The organism is Gracilimonas sp. (genome assembly GCF_017641085.1).
Taxonomy (GTDB): domain Bacteria; phylum Bacteroidota; class Rhodothermia; order Balneolales; family Balneolaceae; genus Gracilimonas.
On the sequence record NZ_JAEPPI010000002.1, the window covers coordinates 382,507 to 399,569 of the forward strand.

Sequence of the window (17,063 nt, forward strand, 5' to 3'; positions counted from 1 at the left end):
AAAAACAGAGAGGTAAAAGATGTTGAGAGCTGTCTATTTACTGCTGATTGTGCTTTTTCTTCCGGGGTGTTTTATAGTAGAGGGTATAGAATGCGGATTTCCTTTTTTGAGCCCGGATATAGGTTCCGTCTCTACTTCTCCAATACCCGATCAATATGTTACTTTGGGAGATACGGTATTCTTTAACACCGATCCCTATTGGGAATACGACTATGATTGTGAAGGAAACCGCAGAACAGAGCCCTATTTAGAAACTTTTATTACCAATTCTCAGAATGTCGAATTTCATCGACAGGAAGACTATGTCTTTATAATCGGGAAAAAAACAGGACAATTTGAAGGGGCTATTGTTGGCAGTGCTGATATTAGAAGAAATGACTCAAATGACCTTCACACCGTTTTTCTTCCTTTTAATATACATGTAGTTGAAGAGCCGGTTGAGCGTGGCCGACAAAGAGCCGTTTTTCCTAAAACCGGAAGAATTGAACGTCTTGAAATCTTAGATGTTGACCCTGAATTCCCCCGGGTTAGATTGCTGACCCATTATTCACCATTGGTGGAAAATATGAACTACACAAACTTTAGCTCTTGGGTCACGCTTACCCCTACTTTGGATCTAACAGTTCTTCGTAAACAAAACAAATATATCTATGATCTGATAACTCATCTCGGACCTAGAAACGAATTTTACTTTGTACCTGAAAATGATACGCTGCAAAGCCTGTATCACGGCTACATAGAAATAATAGCAGAAGGAAGAACTTTTGGTAAAACTATTACTCTTGATTTGAGTGATTATCTGAATTGATTGACCCTATATTGAACTTGTATTACAGGTTTAAAATTTTCACCACTTTCCCAGCCACCCGTTGGAAAAGGAAAGCAAATCCTGCCCGGTAAGTCTTCGTGCCGACGCAGAGCGTCCGGCACGAGGTTCAATCAGTCTCAATCACGGGCATACTTATCATCCCCTCCACCACATCACAACATCACCATTTCACCATATCACTTATTCCGAAAATCATTCACTACAAACTTCAAGCAAAAGGCCGTATCTTTAAAGCTTAATCAAGCAGTCAAAAAGTACTATGAGCACGGCCACAGCCGAATCAAACATCATCAAAGAGGCGAAAAAGCGACGAACCTTCGCCATTATATCTCACCCGGATGCTGGTAAAACCACCCTCACGGAAAAGCTGTTGCTGTATGGCGGAGCGCTGCACGAGGCTGGATCTATCCGCGCGAGAAAAGCTACCCGGCACGCCGCCTCCGACTGGATGTCGATAGAGCAAGAGCGTGGTATCTCAGTGACATCATCCGTACTTCGGTTTGAGAAAGAAGGGATCAAGTACAACCTGCTGGATACACCGGGTCACAAAGACTTTTCTGAAGATACGCTCCGAACTTTAGTAGCTGCCGACTCCGGCCTGATGGTGATTGACGTAGCCAAAGGCGTGGAGGAGCAAACCGAGAAATTATTTGAAGTATGTAAGCTCCGTGAAGTGCCGGTCATCACCTTTGTGAATAAATGTGACCGCCCCGGGATGGAGCCATTGGAAATTCTCAGTAACATCGAGAATAAGCTGGGGATTGAAGCCGTGCCCGCCAGCTGGCCTATGGGCTACGGACAGAAATTCCAGGGCATCTATGATGTGATTGAGAAGAAAGTACACATGTATCAAAAGACGGAACACGGAGCCAAAAAGGCCGTCACGGAAGTTCTTGATCTGGAAGATGCTATTGAAGCTTCGTCCATGTCGAGCGTGGAAAAGGAAGCCTTCGAAGAAGAGGTGATGCTGATTGACGACATGTATGAAAACATGGATCGGGAAGCATATGCAACCGGTAAAGTAACGCCGGTATTTTTTGGATCGGCCCTGCACAACTTCGGGCTGGATGTGTTTCTTAACTACTTCCATCAGCTTGCCCCGCACCCACAGCAATACAAAACACCCGACGGTGTGGCCCGTGATTTAAACGACGGCTTCTCCGGCTTCATCTTTAAGATGCAAGCCAACATGAATCCAGATCACCGCGACTGTGCCGCTTTTATCCGTGTGGCTTCCGGTAGATTTGAGCGCGGACAGCAGGTAACCATCGCCGGAAACGGCAAGAAAGTGAAGATGTCGACCCCCCATACTTTGATGGGTGATGACCGCCAGCTGCTGGAAGATGCTTATCCCGGTGATATTGTCTCTATTTTCAATCCCGGTTCATTCCGTATCGGAACCACCATTTTTGAGAAGAATGAAGTTAAGTTTGATGTAATCCCCCTTTTCACCCCCGAGCATTTTCAAAAAGTAGCCACCAAAGACCCCTTCAAGCGAAAGCAGCTTAGAGAAGGTCTGAAACAGCTTTCTGAAGAAGGGGTGGTTCACGTCTTTGAAGTGCCAAACGGAGTAGGAAATGAGCTGCTGCTGGGAACAGTGGGTGTACTTCAATTTGAAGTGGTAGAACACCGCATGCTGACTGAATATGGGGTTGAGCTCATCAAAACCCCGGTATCCTATCATTGTGCCCGCTGGTTGCCCAACGACCGGGATGATGTGATTGAAAAACTGGAAGCCAGCTATTCCACCCACGTCACCAAAGACATGGAAGAAAATCCCATCGTGCTTTTCGATTCCCAATACGCCCTTTCGCAAGGCGAAGAAAAAGCAGGAGCCGAAAACCTCTACAAATTCAAACAAGGCTAAGAACTTCGAACGCCGAACACCCAACTTATCATGTTAGAAGTTGGATGTTCCTTGTTCGATGTTCTCTACAACTTACTTGCCACCGTTAGCTTGTAAGTCGGCAATGCAGTTTTCATCAAGCGGAGGAATTTGTTCTCCTAAAAACTGACCGAATACACCTGCATTTTCCATGGCATAATACATCAGGCAGCTGTCGTTATCACAGTGACGTCCGTGCTCCGTATCCTGATGGTTGGTCTGCATTTCAGTTCCTGATCCGGGAATATTTACCAGTCCAAACAAGTGTCCGAATTCATGGCGATAAGAGACAGACTCTGTCAATCTTCTTGAGGGCTGATTGAACCCGCCGCTTACTTCTTCATAAGTCGCTCCAAAAAAGGCATTTGAAGTATTGTAGTAAGCAATACCCAGCACGTTTCCACTCTCAAACTCTCCATCTACGATAATCATGTAAGCTCTGAGCGTGCCGTCTTCAACAGATGTAAACTCATCTCGATGCTCTTCTTCCAGCGCTCGGATTTCGCTTGCGGTATATGAAGACTGACCGACTGCCGGAATCTCCGTTGGTTCTTTTATTACAACTGATTGTTTATTTAGTCGTTGCTCTAAAAAAGCCTCAAGACTATCCACCGACTCGGCATTGGGTGCATAACCCTGCATGTAATCTATCTCTACTTCCAGAGAAGTAAAGGTTTCTCCCGAAAGAAAATCATTGGCAGAATGGCCCGGATTCTCCATGTGAGAGTAAACAATATCCTTGTCATCGTCATTGCCCGTAGAGTTATCCAGGCAACCAGAACTAAATACGGTTAATGCTACTATTAGCGTGCTTAGTATGGTCTTAGATGTCAATATTTTCATGGTTAATATTTCGTTGTTTTCGGTTCATTCCCTTAAATGAATTGTGGGTAGTAATTGTTCCTCCAAATCTTTGCCACTCTTCCGGTTTAGAAAAATTAAACGCTTTTTAATATGAATGCATATGTGTAATTTATGTTATGAGTTCTGAGATACCCATCCGAAAGATTATCCATGTTGATATGGATGCCTTTTATGCCGCCGTTGAGCAGCGGGATAATCCTGATTTGCAAGGGAAGCCGGTGATTGTAGGAGGTTCACCCAGCGGGCGAGGAGTTGTGGCAACCGCCAGTTATGAAGCCCGGAAATTTGGGGTCCACTCGGCAATGCCTGCTTCTCAGGCAATCCGGCTTTGTCCGCACGGTATTTTTGTAAAAGCTAATTTTGATGCTTACAAAAAAGCCTCCCGGCAAATTCGCGAAATCTTCTTCGAATACACCGATCTAGTGGAACCCCTCTCTATGGACGAAGCCTTTCTCGATGTAACCGAAAACCACAAAGACATTCCCTCAGCCACATTGATTGCTAAAGAGGTTAAGAAAAAGATCTATGAAGTCACCAAGTTGACTGCTTCAGCAGGTGTGGCTCACAATAAGTTTTTGGCCAAGGTCGCATCCGACATCAACAAGCCCAACGGACTTACCTTAATCACTCCTGATAGAGCTGAAGCTTTTCTGGAAGAGCTGGATATCAAACAGTTTTTTGGAGTAGGTAAGGCGACACAGAAAAAGATGCATGCCGTGGGTATTAAGACCGGGGCTGACTTAAAAAAGTGGAGTGAAATTGATCTAGTTAAAGCTTTCGGCAAATCCGGGCGGTTCTATTACCGTATTGTTAGGGGGATTGATCATCGTGAGGTAAAGCCGCATCGGGTTCGAAAATCGTATGGTAAAGAACGAACCTTTTCTGAAGACATCGACAGCCTCGAGTGGATCCACAATTTTCTTGACGAGCTGGCGCAAACCATCTCTGAGGGGATGAAGAAGATCAATGCTGCCGGAAAGACCATCACTCTGAAAGTCCGCTATAAAAATTTTGATACCATTACCCGGAGTTATTCCCTGCCACATTATACCAACCGATATACCGACATCACCGAAGTAGTGCGTAAACTTTTGGAGGATACCGAAGTGGGAAGTCGCCCGGTGCGCTTGCTGGGCATCACCCTGTCAAATTTAAACCTGAATGAGAAAACCGCGTACGAGCAATTGGAGCTTAGTCTGTATTGATGAAGTGAGGAGTGATAAAGTGATTCAGTTCAAATTCATAGCACTCTTTTATTACAAAGTAGGAGCAACCTCAAATCTGATGCTTACAAAAATTCTTCAAATAATTTACTTATCACTCCTCACTTCATCACTTTATCAATAGCCAACTATCATTTTACCGAGATAATCGTGAATTTCCCCACACTACAATCAACCCAAAGAAATTGACATAAAATGAGTGACGGTTACGGACTACTAAAAGGAAAAAAAGGAATCATATTCGGAGCGCTGGACGATCGAAGCATCGCCTGGAGAATCGCCCTGGCCTGTAAACGAGAAGGAGCTGACTTCGTACTATCAAATGCCCCCATTGCATTACGGCTTGGTGCTTTGGATAAGCTCGGGGAAGAAACCGGTGCCCCCATCATCCCTTGTGATGTAACCAACGATGATGAAATTGAAGAGCTGATGACCAAAACTAAAGAACACCTGGGCGGTGTTGATTTTATCCTGCATGCTATCGGGATGTCCCCCAATGTTCGAAAGAAAAAAGAATATACCGACCTGAATTACAACTGGTATCAGCAAACACTGGATGTTTCAGCTATTTCGCTGCACCGGGTACTGCACCATGCCGAGAAATCCGAGATTTTGAATGATGGCGGAAGTGTTGTGGCTCTTTCTTATATAGGGGCACAGCGTATTTTCTCCAAGTACTCGGATATGAACGATGCTAAGGCACTGCTGGAAAGCATCGCCCGGAACTATGGCAGCCGGTTGGCTGATCGCGGCATTCGTGTAAACACCGTTTCGCAGGCCCCTACCAAAACCTCGGCCGGAACCGGTATTAAAGGCTTTGACGGCATGTACACCTTTGCAGAGAAAATTGCCCCTATGGGGAATCCTTCTGCTGATGAATGTGCCGATTACTGTGTGACTTTATTCTCAGACCTGACCCGCAAAGTAACCATGCAGAACCTGTACCATGATGGTGGTTTTGTGACCGCAGGTATTTCTGAGGAAATGATTGATGACCTTGCCAAGCTGTATTCAAACGACGACGAATAATTTATGCCTGACATAATCCTCGGTATTGATCCCGGCTCCCGAAACACCGGCTATGCGCTGTTGACGGAAGAAAACGGAAAACTGATCGCCTTGCGGTGTGATGTAATCCGAATGGCCGATATTGATGATCATGCCGAGCGATTACAGGTGATATTTGACCAGATTTCCGGAATCATCCGTTCTAACCAGCCCACATCGTGTGCGGTTGAAACCCCGGTATATGGGGTCGACCCCATGGCGATGCTGAAGCTGGGAAGAGCCCAGGCGGCCGCCATGCTGGCCATTAAAAATTCCGGCCGGGAAGTAACCGAGTATTTCCCAAAAGTGGTGAAAAAGTCCATTACCGGAAACGGAAACGCCAGCAAAGAGCAGGTGGCCTTTATGCTGAATAAAATGGTAAAGATACCGGATGAGAAACTATCCAATGATGCCACGGATGCTTTGGCTGTAGCATGGTGTCATTTGATGAAAGGGCAGGGCATTCCCGGTTCATCTAAAAAGAAAACGCACCAAAACAATAAAAAAGGGGATTGGGCCAGTTTTGTGCAGGATAACCCGGACAGGGTGAAGGGCCTTTAGTTCGTCCAGGCAGACGCTTGAAGGTGCTCTGCATCCAAGTAAGTTCCAACCTGTGCAGGAGGGGCTTAAAATACCAACCCAAACCGTCATTCCTGCGAAAGCAGGAATCTCATTATCGATTAAATAATAATTATAGAAGATGATCGCATTTTTAAAAGGGTACATCGAAGAAAAGAAAGACGGCGTTGTTGTGCTCGACGTTCAGGGCGTAGGCTACCGGGTTGAGATTTCATCTATCACCCAGGAACAGCTGGAAAGCGCCGGCTCGGAAGTTAAATTGCTGACCTACCATCATATCACCGATAGCGATGAACGTTTATTTGGTTTTTTTTCTACCGATGAAAAAGCTCTTTTTGAAAAACTGATTACCGTGAAGGGGGTGGGACCAAAACTCGGGCTTACCATTCTTTCGGGTCTGCCCGCCGATCAGCTTATTGGTGCGATTACCGGCTCTGATGCAGCCACCCTATCCAAAGTGCCCGGAATTGGAAAGAAAACAGCCGAACGCATTATCGTGGAACTGAAAGACAAGCTCGCTGAGTATGCCGTATCAGCCGGTGTAACTCCAACCGGACCGAAAGAAGCAGGGGTAACCGGAGAAGCTATATCTGCCCTTGAATCATTGGGCTTCAAGAAAAAAGAATCTGAGCAAGCCGTTCTAAAAGCCATCAAAAACACCGGCAGTGATGATCCTTCTGTGATTATTAAGAAAGCCCTTGCCAGCTTGAACAAATAAAAAGGCTGGTTAATAAGTTTAATTCACTGTCTGTACAGAAAATTGTTTTTCTTTGGAACATAAAAAAGCCCCGGCAATCCGGGGCTTTTAATTTATCAGAATATGGTCTTACCTCTATTCCATATCCAGCGCGCTATGGTCGCCCACATCCACTTTGCCCTTTACATTCTTGAGATGCGTATGGGCGCCTATCGTTGAGCCTTCCGTTTCTACATCTTCCAGTGTGGCATGATCTCGGATAATGGTGTTCTCAACTTTTGAGTTCTTAATCACCGTGTTGGCTTCAATGCTTACCCTGGGACCCACGGTACTGTTCTCAATTTCCACACCTTCCCCAATAAATACCGGCGGAATAATGGTTGATCCGGGATACTTGCTTTCATCAACACCGTCAAATTCTTTTTCGGTGATGATGCCTGTAGTTTCCAGCCAGGCCGGCAGTGTTCCGCAATCCAGCCATTCATCAACCGTGGCTGTTTTAAATACTTTGCCTTCTTTAATCATCATATCAAGGGCAGCGGTCAGGAAATACTCACCGCCCGGGCCGCGCATATCATCGCCGATAACCTTATCGATTTTCTCTTTCAGGGCTTTACCGCTCTTAAAATAATACACCCCGATAATGGCTAAATCTGAGATAAACTCTTTCGGCTTCTCCACAAAACCGGTGATGGTATCCCCTTCATACACGGCTACACCGAAACGGGATGGATCTTCAACTTTCTTAAGCCAGATCACACTGTCGGCATCACCCAACTCAAAGGGTTCTTCGCTGTCAAAAATCGTATCTGCAAAGGCGATGATAACCTCACCATCCAGGTGATCGCTTGCACAGGCAACGGCATGGGCGGTTCCTAAAGCCTCGGCCTGTACTTCAAAAATGGGCTTCGCTTTGTGGCGGGCACTCATTTCGCGGAGCGGCTGCTTAATATCTTCCCCAAAATCAGGCCCCAGAATAAACACAATCTCGGTGATATCACGATCCAGGGTACGATTAAACGTCTCTATAATGCGTTCTATAATCATGGTTCCCGCAACAGGCAGAAGGGGCTTGGGCACAGTATGAGAATGAGGACGAACACGAGTTCCACGTCCGGCCATTGGGATAATTAATTTCATATATTTGGCTGCGTTACTTGAAACAATTTAATTTAGTGGCGGTGAATATAGGGGGGTTATCGACCAATTTCGACTTTCTGTTTTGATGATAACCTCTTATTAACGCCCCTGAATATCATATCATCTGCATAACTAACTAAAACCAAACATATTGAACTGGTACTATACACTTCTTGATGCCGGCGCTGTTCTGTTTTGCCTCATTTTTTTGCGATATACCTGGTATCGGATGCGCTTTTTCCTGCACACTTATCAACAGGTGGGATATAAAAACAACGAGTTCTGGCAGTGGCTGAAAAGTCATTGGGACGAAAAAGTGATCCCGGCAAACATCGCCGTTCTCAATGTAATCATCTTTATTTTTATCTGGTTTGATGGATGGTTTCTCGACACGTTCACCCACTCTTCGCTAGCTGTTTTCTTTTTTGTGGTCAGCTATTTTTGGTTTGGGTCGGTTTCTAACTACAAGCCCGAAAAGGTGAAGAAGCCCCTGGTGTTTACCCCAAGAGTTATCCGGCTGATGATTCCATACGTGCTTTTTTGCAGTTTTTTCCCGGTGCTTTTCACCTACCTGGGTTTTACAGGAATGCTTCCTTTTCTGGACATTCAGCTGCCCAATTATTTTTCCGGTCTTCAGCGTTTTGACCTGACCATCCTCGTATTCGGCTGGGCTTTTGGCGCTATGATCGTTCCCTTTTTTATTTTCATGGCCGGACTGCTTACCAAACCCATCGAGCTTTTTATTCAAAACGGCTTCAAAAAACAGGCCCGCCGTAAACTGGCTTCCATGCCCGATCTAAAAGTGATTGCCATCACCGGGAGCTATGGAAAAACCAGCACCAAGTTCATGATTCGGGATTTACTGAAAGAGCGCTTCAACGTCTGCTCAACACCCGGCAGCTACAACACCCCGATGGGAATTTGCAAAGTCATTAATAACGACCTTCAATCGCATCACCAGATACTTATACTTGAAATGGGGGCGCGGTACGAAGGGAATATTCAGGAGCTGTGTGATATTGCCAAGCCTGATATTTCTGTAGTCACCAATGTCGGTGTTGCCCACTTAGAAACTTTTGGCTCTCAGGATGTTATTGCCAGCGAAAAAGGAACACTGGTGGATAATCTGATTGAAGGCGATACCGCCATTCTGAACGCCGACGACCCTCGTGTTTCCAAAATGGGGGCCGGGCGGGCTGAAATCACTCGTATTTTAGCCGGATTGAACAGCGGTAAAATTCGTGGCTCCAATATTTCGTACGACACCTCAGGAATGGAATTTGATGTTGAAATAGATGGAGAGACCGAGCGCTTTCAAACCCAACTGCTGGGTGCCCACAATGCTCAAAACTTATTATTGGCTGTAGGAGTGGCGCATCACTTTGGCCTGCGCCTGAAAACCATGGCCCTGGCAGCAGCAAAGATTGAACCCGTAGAACATCGCCTTGAGCTCAAAAAACAGGGCGACCTTTATGTGATTGATGATGCTTTTAATTCAAATCCGGTTGGGGCAAAAAATGCGGTGGAAATCCTGAGTCAGTTTAATTCCGGCCAGCGCATTATCATCACGCCGGGAATGGTGGAACTGGGTGAGATTGAAGAAGAGGAAAACAGGAAGTTCGGAGAAACCATTGGTAAGGCTAACCTGGATTTGGTTGTTTTGGTGGGGGAAGAAAGAGCCAAACCCATTCTGGAAGGTATCAAAAACTTTGACAGCAACGCCATGAATGTCCGCGTGGTAAACACCCTGTTTGAGGCGAACGAACTCGTCCAAAAACATGCCCGCTCCGGTGATATCATCCTCTACGAAAACGACCTCCCTGATGTGTATAATGAGTGATAAAGTGATATGGTGATGAGGTGATGAGGTGACTCTTTTGCCCATTTACCGGTAGCCGCCTAAAAGGGCTTCCTTTTTTCTTTATAGTACCGAGTAAAGTATAGCGCATCCAAAAAGCACTGACAATGGCGATGTTAAAGGAATCACTAAGATCACCATATCACTTCATCACCACATCACTCATACCTAACCGCATCCGCGGGCTGAACCTGCGACGCCCGGTGCGCCGGATACCAGCTCGCCAAAATGCACAGCAACAAACTGGCAACTAAAATAATAATCACGTCCAAAGGACTGACCTGCACGGGATAAGCATCAATGATAAATGCAGAGGAAAGCTTCACCAATCCATAATTCATTTGCAGCCAGCTCAGCAGCAAGCCCAGCGCCCCACCAATTCCACAGCCAATTAGTCCGATGTATAATCCCTGTTTTCTGAAAATTGATTTGATGCCTGCTTTGCTGTATCCCATCGACATAAGGATGCCGATATCCCGCTGTTTTTGAATCACAATCATGGTAAGGGAGCCGATGATATTCAGCACGGCCACAATCACAATAAGAATCAAGATTACAAAGGAGCCCCACTTCTCCAGGTACATTACATCATACAGCGGTTTTTGAAGATCGTACCAGGTTGAAATCTCAAAATCATCCCCCAGCATAGCCTGAAGTTCTTTCTTAACACCCTCGGCTTTCTCATTGCTATGAAGTTTAATATCGATGCCGGTAATCTCGTTACGGGCGCGGAATAATCGCTTTGCTGCTTCAATATCTACGAACACTTTTGGTCCGCCCGCTACTTGCTGTAAAAAGTACGCCCCGCGAAGGTCAAAACGATACGTTTGCGGAACCGTGATTTGCGTGAGTGCATTCTTCATCCCGGCGGCACTCAGCAGGGCAATATCTTCCCCGATATTCAGCCGCAGCCGGTTTTTAAGTTCTTCATGCACGATAATGCCCGGGGTGCGATCCCGAACAGAAATATCAAAAACACCGGTTGTAATGCTTTCTTCTATATCCACCAGCTGAAAGAAAAGGTCCCGCTCCACGCCTTTCACATCCACCACTTCATTTTGAACCCCCTCCAATGCCAGCAGCGCCTTTCCTTCAACATAAGGAGAGAGTACCCGCACCTCAGGAAGTGCCTTTATTTGCTCCATCATCTCCTGATTTTGTGCGAAGGTAGCCGCCCCTGAAGCTTCTATTCTTACATCCGGATCGTAGGAGAGCAGGAAGTTTTTGATCACATCAAAAAACCCATTGAAAACCGACAAAACCACAATTAAAAGAGCCGTGCCAATGGTAATGCCGGTGATACTGATAAAGGTAAGGGTGGAAATCAGCGAAATATGTTTTCGGGAAAACAGGTACCGCCTTGCAATAAATCCGGAATTCTTCATAGACACAAAATATAGAATCAAGCAATTGAAAGCACTTTAAATGAAGACAGACATTTGTTAAAGTTTTAGTATCTTTAGCGCCCTTTTCGAATTCAAAAACACCAATGGGTTCAACGCTTACAAAAGAAATTATTGCATCAATATCAGATGGGTCCCACGGCGATCCCTTCTCCGTACTCGGACTTCATGAGGCTGACATTGATGGCAAAACCAAATTGGTGTTGCGTGCCTTTCGTCCCGAAGCAAAAACGGCCACTGTTGTTATAGGTAAGAAGAAATATGAATTGGATCGTATTTCGGACAAGGGATTATTTGAGCGCGTTTTTGCCCGCAGAAAAAATAAGTTTAATTATGAGCTGGAGATTGTACCTCATAAAGGCAAAAAATTTACCATTACTGATGCTTATCAGTTCGATTCTTTAATAAGCGATTTTGACTTACAGCTTTGGGGTGAAGGAAATCACCACCAGGCGTATGAATTTATGGGGGCCCATCAGCGAACTATTGAAGGGGTGGATGGAACTCATTTTGTTGTGACAGCTCCCAGCGCCGATCGTGTTAGTGTAATAGGTGAGTTTAACAGCTGGGACGGACGGGTCCACCGAATGCGGAAATTTCATGACCAGGGAATCTGGGAGATTTTCATCCCTCATGTTACAGAAGGAGAATACTACAAATACGAAATTAAAACTCCCGTTCAGGACCCCCCGCTAAAAAAATCGGATCCTTTTGCATTCTATTCTGAACTACGCCCGGGAACAGCCTCTATTGTTACCGATATTGACAGCTACAACTGGGGCGATGAAAAGTGGCTCAAATCTCGGCAGGAAAAACAAGCGCCGGATCAGCCCATCTCTATATATGAGATGCATATTGGTTCCTGGAAACGTAAAGTAGGTGAGAACCCCGACTTTTTAAGCTACCGGGAAACGGCTGACCAGCTGGTTCCATATCTCAAAGATTTAGGATACACTCATGTTGAACTGCTTCCGGTGGCCGAACATCCTTACGATCCTTCCTGGGGATATCAGATTACCGGTTATTACGCGCCCACCAGTCGCTTTGGCACTCCTGAGGATTTCATGTATTTCGTGGACCAATGCCACCAGAATGACATTGGTGTGATTATAGACTGGGTTCCCGCTCACTTTGCCAAAGACGATCATGGTCTTCGCCGTTTTGACGGCACCGGCCTTTTTGAACATGATGATCCCCGCAAAGGCGAACACAAAGACTGGGGAACCTGCATTTTTAATTATGGGCGCACCGAGGTTCAAAACTTTTTGATTTCAAACGCTATTTACTGGTGCGAAAAATTTCACATTGATGGCTTTCGGGTTGATGCTGTTGCCTCCATGTTATACCTCGACTACTCCCGCGATGAAGGCGAATGGGTTCCCAATCAATACGGTGGGCGGGAAAATATTGAAGCCATAGATTTTCTGAGGAGCTTTAATGACTCCGTTCACCATCATTTTCCCGGCGTTGTTACCTTTGCTGAAGAATCCACTTCCTGGGGAGGCGTTTCGCGGCCAACGGAAACCGGCGGACTCGGCTTCGATTTTAAATGGAACATGGGGTGGATGAATGACACTCTTTCCTACATCGAGAAGGACCCTCTTTTCCGAAAATACCACCAGGATCAACTTACCTTTTCGTTGATCTATGCTTTTTCAGAGCACTTCACTCTTCCTTTTTCTCACGATGAAGTGGTGCATATGAAACAGTCTATGCTTGCCAAAATGCCCGGCGACGACTGGCAGAAGTTTGCAAATCTCCGGCTCATTTATTTGTATATGTACACACATCCTGGAAAAAACCTGCTATTTATGGGATGTGAATTTGCACAGTGGGCGGAATGGAGTGAGTCGCGCTCGCTTGACTGGCATCTGCTGGAATGGGAAAAGCATCAGGGCGTTCAGCTTTTGATTAAGGATTTAAACGGCATTAACAAAAAAGAGAAAGCACTCCATGAAGTCGACTTTGACTGGCGGGGCTTCGAATGGATTGACATCAGTGATGCCGACAACAGCATTATTTCGTTTGTTCGCCGCGCAAAAGATCCCGAAGATTTTGTGGTCGTGATTCTTAACTTTACCCCCACTGTTCATTATGGATATAAAATTGGGGTTCCCCATGCAGGAGAATACGAAGTGCTGATTAACAGCGACTCAGAATTTTACGGAGGCAGTAATGCCGGAGACAATAAAATACATGCTGAGTGGGGAGACTGGCATAACCAAAAAGCCAATATTTCAATCACCATACCACCCCTGGCCGGTGTAATTTTAAAACCAAAGAGTTAACACATAGATGAGGTTTCCACGCTCTTGCGGTTGTTTAGTTCATCCAACATCATTTCCCGGAAAATATGGGATGGGTGATTTTGGATTTGAAGCCCGCACATTCATCGATTTTTTAGAACGCACACATCAAACCATCTGGCAGGTTCTTCCACTTACACCAACCGGTTACGGAAATTCCCCTTACGCCAGCTATTCCGCTTTTGCCGGCAATGTGCACCTGATCAGCCCCGATGTACTTCATAAAAAAGGGTTGCTTACAGAAGAAGAAATTAAAGGCATTCAATTGCCTTCGGGGCTTAGTGCAGATTATGAGGCTTCATTTAAAAACAAGGACAAGGTTTACAAGCTTGCTTCAGATCGGTTTTACAAGAACCTGAAGAAAGAAGAGGAAGAAGCCTTCAACGCATTTAAAAAGCAAAACAAGCACTGGCTGGATGACTATGTGCTCTTCATGGCCTGCTCTCTTCATTACGATAAACAGCCCTGGAACACATGGGATAAAGACATTGCCCAGCGAAAGCCAAAAGCACTGAAGGCTTACCGTGAGAAATTCCATGAGGAAATAAAGCTTCAATACTGGTTACAATATGAGTTTAACAACCAGTGGATTGATCTTAAGAAGTACGCTAATGACCGGGGAATTCGCATTGTGGGCGATATCCCCATTTTTGTGGATCACAACAGCGCCGATGTATGGGCCAACCCAAAATATTTTGAAGTGGATGAGCAGGGAAACCGGCAATTAGTAGCGGGGGTTCCGCCGGATTACTTCAGTAAAACCGGTCAACTTTGGGGCAACCCCCTATACAAATGGGACGAACTTGAAGTAGACGGTTTTTCTTGGTGGGTTGACCGCTTTAAGCACATGTTTAATGCCTGTGATGCCATCCGTGTAGATCACTTCCGTGGTTTTGATGCGTACTGGGAAGTGAAGGCCTCGGCAAAAACAGCTGAAAAAGGGAAGTGGGTGCCCGGTCCCGGAGAAAAACTGTTTGATACTATTTTAGAAAAATGCGGCGAGCTGCCCATTATTGCTGAAGACCTTGGCTTTGTGACCGAGGGAGTCGAAAAGCTACGCGACAAGTATAACTTTCCGGGGATGAAAATTATACAATTCGCCTTCGATTCAGACTCTACCAACAGCTTTCTTCCCCACAACTATTCACAGAACAGCGTGGCCTACTCTGGCACGCACGACAACGACACAGCCCTTGGATGGTACAACACCACCAACGCTGAAGAGCAGCACCGGGCACGAACATACACCCGCTCATCCGGCGAAAACATCCATTGGGAATTTATCCGGCTGGGCATGCTTTCGGTCTCAGATCAGGCTATATTCCCGCTGCAAGATTTTATGGGATTAGACAGTACTCACCGAATGAATATACCGGGCACTTCATCAGGCAATTGGCTTTGGAGGTACACCCCGGACATGTTAAATGAAGTTGACGAAGACCAAATTCGACATCTGGCAGAACTTAGTAACAGACGATTTAACACCAATTCGTAATCTAAAATGCTTGATTTCATATACAGACGGTGTTTTTGTATATTTCAGGCTTAGATATTTCAAAAAATACATATGGCGTTTTCACTAAATCACTTACCAAAGCGAACTGAAAAACCAAGAAATGAAGGCCTTACCATGGGGCTGGATAAAGGATACAGCGTTCGTCAGGCAGAAGACTTTGTAGAAGCCTGCTCCAACTATATTGATGTTGTGAAGCTCGGCTGGGGTACTTCATATGTAACCCAAAACCTGGAAGAAAAGATTGCTGTTTATCATGATGCCGGCATCCCCGTTTATTTTGGCGGAACCCTGTTTGAGGCTTATGTACTGCGCGATCAGCTGGATGGATATGTAGAGCTGATGAATAAGTACGGCATTAAAAATGTAGAAGTATCCAACGGCACCATTTGGCTTTCTGATGAAAGAAAGCAGGCCATCATTAAAGATTTAAGTACAGATTTCACCGTTTATTCTGAAGTGGGCAGCAAAAACCCGAATGATATCATCCCTCCTTACAAGTGGGTGCGTATTATTGAAAAAGAATTAGCCGCCGGTGCCGAGAAAGTTATTTGTGAGGCACGCGAAAGCGGAACGGTTGGTGTTTTCCGGCCCAATGGTGAAGTTCGATCCGGCTTAATAGAAGAAATAACCGACCAGATTCCCCAAGAAAAGTTGATTTTCGAAGCTCCTCAAAAAGAGCAGCAGGTTTGGTTTATTCGAAAGTTTGGAAGTAATGTGAATTTAGGAAATATCCAGCCGGCTGATGTCATTTCTGTAGAAACACTCAGACTTGGCCTCCGCGGCGATACCCTATTAGACTTTTACTCATTGGATGACGATGAGGACCTCAACAAAGTCATGAAAGACAATAACGCAATCTCTAACGAAGAGTAATCACTGAGAGCATATATTTATGAAAATTCTTTACGTTGCAGCAGAAATTTCCCCCTTTGCACGCATGACCTATACCGCCGATTTGCTTCGGTTCTTGCCTGCATCACTTCAAGACAAAGGATTCGAAATTCGGATTCTGCTACCTAAATACGGTTCCATTAACGACCGGCGCAACAGGCTCCATGAGGTTATTCGCCTTTCCGGAATTGAGGTTGAGGTGGGTGAAAATACCGAGAGCATGAAAATAAAAGTAGCCAGCATTCCTAATGCGAAGCTGCAGGTTTATTTCTTAGATAACGACACGTATTTCAAGAGAAAAGGGCTATTCAAAAAGCCGGATACCGATGAGTTTTATGAGGATAACGATGAGCGCCTGGCTTTCTACAATAAAGGCGTGCTGGAAACAGTTATTAAGCTCGGCTGGGAACCGGACATCATCCACTGCCATGATTGGCCTGCTGGTTTGATTCCGCTTTTAGTGCGAACTAAATACAAGGACGAGAAAATCTTTAAAAACACTCAGATTGTATATAACCTGCATCACCCTATTAATGAGGGCGATTCAGACTCAGCAAGAGTGTTAGAACTTCTCGGGCTTCCGGCCGATACCGATATCGACAACCTGACGGAAGAAGGCAGAGTCGATCTTCTGAAACTTGGATTAAAATACAGCGATCATGTGGTTACAGGTAACTACCTCAAAGATGAGTTTGACGACATGTTTGATGAGCTGGGTATTAACCCTACAAAGATTCAGGGTTCCCCGGAAGACGTATCTGACAAGTTTGCCGAATACTATCGGTCTATTTCTGACGCCGAATAATAGATAGAGAACAATTTAAA

The 17,063-nt window shown here is 45.4% G+C and carries 14 protein-coding genes; 11 read left to right on the top strand and 3 right to left on the bottom strand.

Translation table 11 applies throughout. The features are described 5' to 3' along the window. Nucleotides 1-163: 163 nt before the first annotated feature. Entirely contained in the window at nucleotides 164-808 is a 645-nt protein-coding gene (locus JJ941_RS08655; RefSeq protein WP_290963887.1) for a hypothetical protein, read from the top strand. Nucleotides 809-1,088: 280 nt separating this feature from the next. After that, nucleotides 1,089-2,696: a peptide chain release factor 3 gene (locus JJ941_RS08660; RefSeq protein WP_290963890.1), complete on the top strand. Its 1,608-nt coding sequence runs from the start codon at nucleotides 1,089-1,091 to the stop codon at nucleotides 2,694-2,696. Nucleotides 2,697-2,768: 72 nt separating this feature from the next. Here JJ941_RS08660 and JJ941_RS08665 read toward each other — a convergent pair whose 3' ends face one another. Further along, nucleotides 2,769-3,557, bottom strand: coding sequence for a hypothetical protein (locus tag JJ941_RS08665; RefSeq protein WP_290963892.1), 789 nt, complete (start codon nucleotides 3,555-3,557; stop codon nucleotides 2,769-2,771). Between the two features lie 137 nt (nucleotides 3,558-3,694). Between JJ941_RS08665 and dinB the strand changes: the two genes are divergently transcribed. From dinB to ruvA, 4 genes are all read left to right on the top strand, one after another. Beyond that, entirely contained in the window at nucleotides 3,695-4,783 is a 1,089-nt protein-coding gene (gene dinB / locus JJ941_RS08670; RefSeq protein WP_290963895.1) for a DNA polymerase IV, read from the top strand. Nucleotides 4,784-4,996: 213 nt separating this feature from the next. After that, complete coding sequence (locus JJ941_RS08675; protein ID WP_290963898.1) at nucleotides 4,997-5,830, top strand: enoyl-ACP reductase; 834 nt, start codon at nucleotides 4,997-4,999, stop codon at nucleotides 5,828-5,830. Nucleotides 5,831-5,833: 3 nt separating this feature from the next. Then, nucleotides 5,834-6,409 carry a crossover junction endodeoxyribonuclease RuvC gene (gene ruvC / locus JJ941_RS08680; RefSeq protein WP_290963900.1) on the top strand — a complete coding sequence of 192 codons (576 nt, stop codon included), beginning with the start codon at nucleotides 5,834-5,836 and terminating at the stop codon, nucleotides 6,407-6,409. A gap of 139 nt (nucleotides 6,410-6,548) precedes the next feature. Further along, nucleotides 6,549-7,145 (top strand): Holliday junction branch migration protein RuvA, encoded by a 597-nt coding sequence (gene ruvA / locus JJ941_RS08685; RefSeq protein WP_290963903.1) that lies wholly within the window; start codon nucleotides 6,549-6,551, stop codon nucleotides 7,143-7,145. 114 nt (nucleotides 7,146-7,259) lie between these two features. Here ruvA and JJ941_RS08690 read toward each other — a convergent pair whose 3' ends face one another. Beyond that, on the bottom strand, nucleotides 7,260-8,264 hold the full coding sequence (locus tag JJ941_RS08690; protein WP_290963906.1) for a sugar phosphate nucleotidyltransferase: 1,005 nt from the start codon (nucleotides 8,262-8,264) through the stop codon (nucleotides 7,260-7,262). 151 nt (nucleotides 8,265-8,415) lie between these two features. Between JJ941_RS08690 and murF the strand changes: the two genes are divergently transcribed. Beyond that, nucleotides 8,416-10,104, top strand: coding sequence for a UDP-N-acetylmuramoyl-tripeptide--D-alanyl-D-alanine ligase (gene murF, locus JJ941_RS08695; protein WP_290963909.1), 1,689 nt, complete (start codon nucleotides 8,416-8,418; stop codon nucleotides 10,102-10,104). 176 nt (nucleotides 10,105-10,280) lie between these two features. On the opposite strand, the gene JJ941_RS08700 is transcribed toward murF, so the two are convergent. Beyond that, nucleotides 10,281-11,507 carry an FtsX-like permease family protein gene (locus tag JJ941_RS08700; protein ID WP_255134229.1) on the bottom strand — a complete coding sequence of 409 codons (1,227 nt, stop codon included), beginning with the start codon at nucleotides 11,505-11,507 and terminating at the stop codon, nucleotides 10,281-10,283. 104 nt (nucleotides 11,508-11,611) lie between these two features. Here JJ941_RS08700 and glgB point away from each other — a divergent pair, with 104 nt between their 5' ends. From glgB to JJ941_RS08720, 4 genes are all read left to right on the top strand, one after another. Next, a complete protein-coding gene (glgB, locus tag JJ941_RS08705; protein ID WP_290963913.1) occupies nucleotides 11,612-13,813 on the top strand; it encodes a 1,4-alpha-glucan branching protein GlgB in 2,202 nt (733 codons plus the stop codon). A gap of 7 nt (nucleotides 13,814-13,820) precedes the next feature. Then, a complete protein-coding gene (malQ, locus tag JJ941_RS08710; protein ID WP_290963915.1) occupies nucleotides 13,821-15,326 on the top strand; it encodes a 4-alpha-glucanotransferase in 1,506 nt (501 codons plus the stop codon). 72 nt (nucleotides 15,327-15,398) lie between these two features. Further along, nucleotides 15,399-16,220: a phosphosulfolactate synthase gene (locus JJ941_RS08715; protein WP_255134226.1), complete on the top strand. Its 822-nt coding sequence runs from the start codon at nucleotides 15,399-15,401 to the stop codon at nucleotides 16,218-16,220. Nucleotides 16,221-16,239: 19 nt separating this feature from the next. Next, complete coding sequence (locus JJ941_RS08720) at nucleotides 16,240-17,043, top strand: glycogen/starch synthase (RefSeq protein WP_255134225.1); 804 nt, start codon at nucleotides 16,240-16,242, stop codon at nucleotides 17,041-17,043. Nucleotides 17,044-17,063: the final 20 nt, after the last annotated feature.

What these genes read in the sequence shown, in the direction of transcription:
- malQ (WP_290963915.1), top strand. Translation starts at nt 13,821, where the DNA reads ATGAGGTTTCCACGCTCTTGCGGTTGTTTAGTTCATCCAACATCATTT.
- JJ941_RS08690 (WP_290963906.1), bottom strand. Translation starts at nt 8,264, where the DNA reads ATGAAATTAATTATCCCAATGGCCGGACGTGGAACTCGTGTTCGTCCT.
- dinB (WP_290963895.1), top strand. Translation starts at nt 3,695, where the DNA reads ATGAGTTCTGAGATACCCATCCGAAAGATTATCCATGTTGATATGGAT.
- JJ941_RS08675 (WP_290963898.1), top strand. Translation starts at nt 4,997, where the DNA reads ATGAGTGACGGTTACGGACTACTAAAAGGAAAAAAAGGAATCATATTC.
- JJ941_RS08715 (WP_255134226.1), top strand. Translation starts at nt 15,399, where the DNA reads ATGGCGTTTTCACTAAATCACTTACCAAAGCGAACTGAAAAACCAAGA.
- JJ941_RS08660 (WP_290963890.1), top strand. Translation starts at nt 1,089, where the DNA reads ATGAGCACGGCCACAGCCGAATCAAACATCATCAAAGAGGCGAAAAAG.
- JJ941_RS08720 (WP_255134225.1), top strand. Translation starts at nt 16,240, where the DNA reads ATGAAAATTCTTTACGTTGCAGCAGAAATTTCCCCCTTTGCACGCATG.
- ruvA (WP_290963903.1), top strand. Translation starts at nt 6,549, where the DNA reads ATGATCGCATTTTTAAAAGGGTACATCGAAGAAAAGAAAGACGGCGTT.
- glgB (WP_290963913.1), top strand. Translation starts at nt 11,612, where the DNA reads ATGGGTTCAACGCTTACAAAAGAAATTATTGCATCAATATCAGATGGG.
- JJ941_RS08700 (WP_255134229.1), bottom strand. Translation starts at nt 11,507, where the DNA reads ATGAAGAATTCCGGATTTATTGCAAGGCGGTACCTGTTTTCCCGAAAA.
- JJ941_RS08665 (WP_290963892.1), bottom strand. Translation starts at nt 3,557, where the DNA reads ATGAAAATATTGACATCTAAGACCATACTAAGCACGCTAATAGTAGCA.
- ruvC (WP_290963900.1), top strand. Translation starts at nt 5,834, where the DNA reads ATGCCTGACATAATCCTCGGTATTGATCCCGGCTCCCGAAACACCGGC.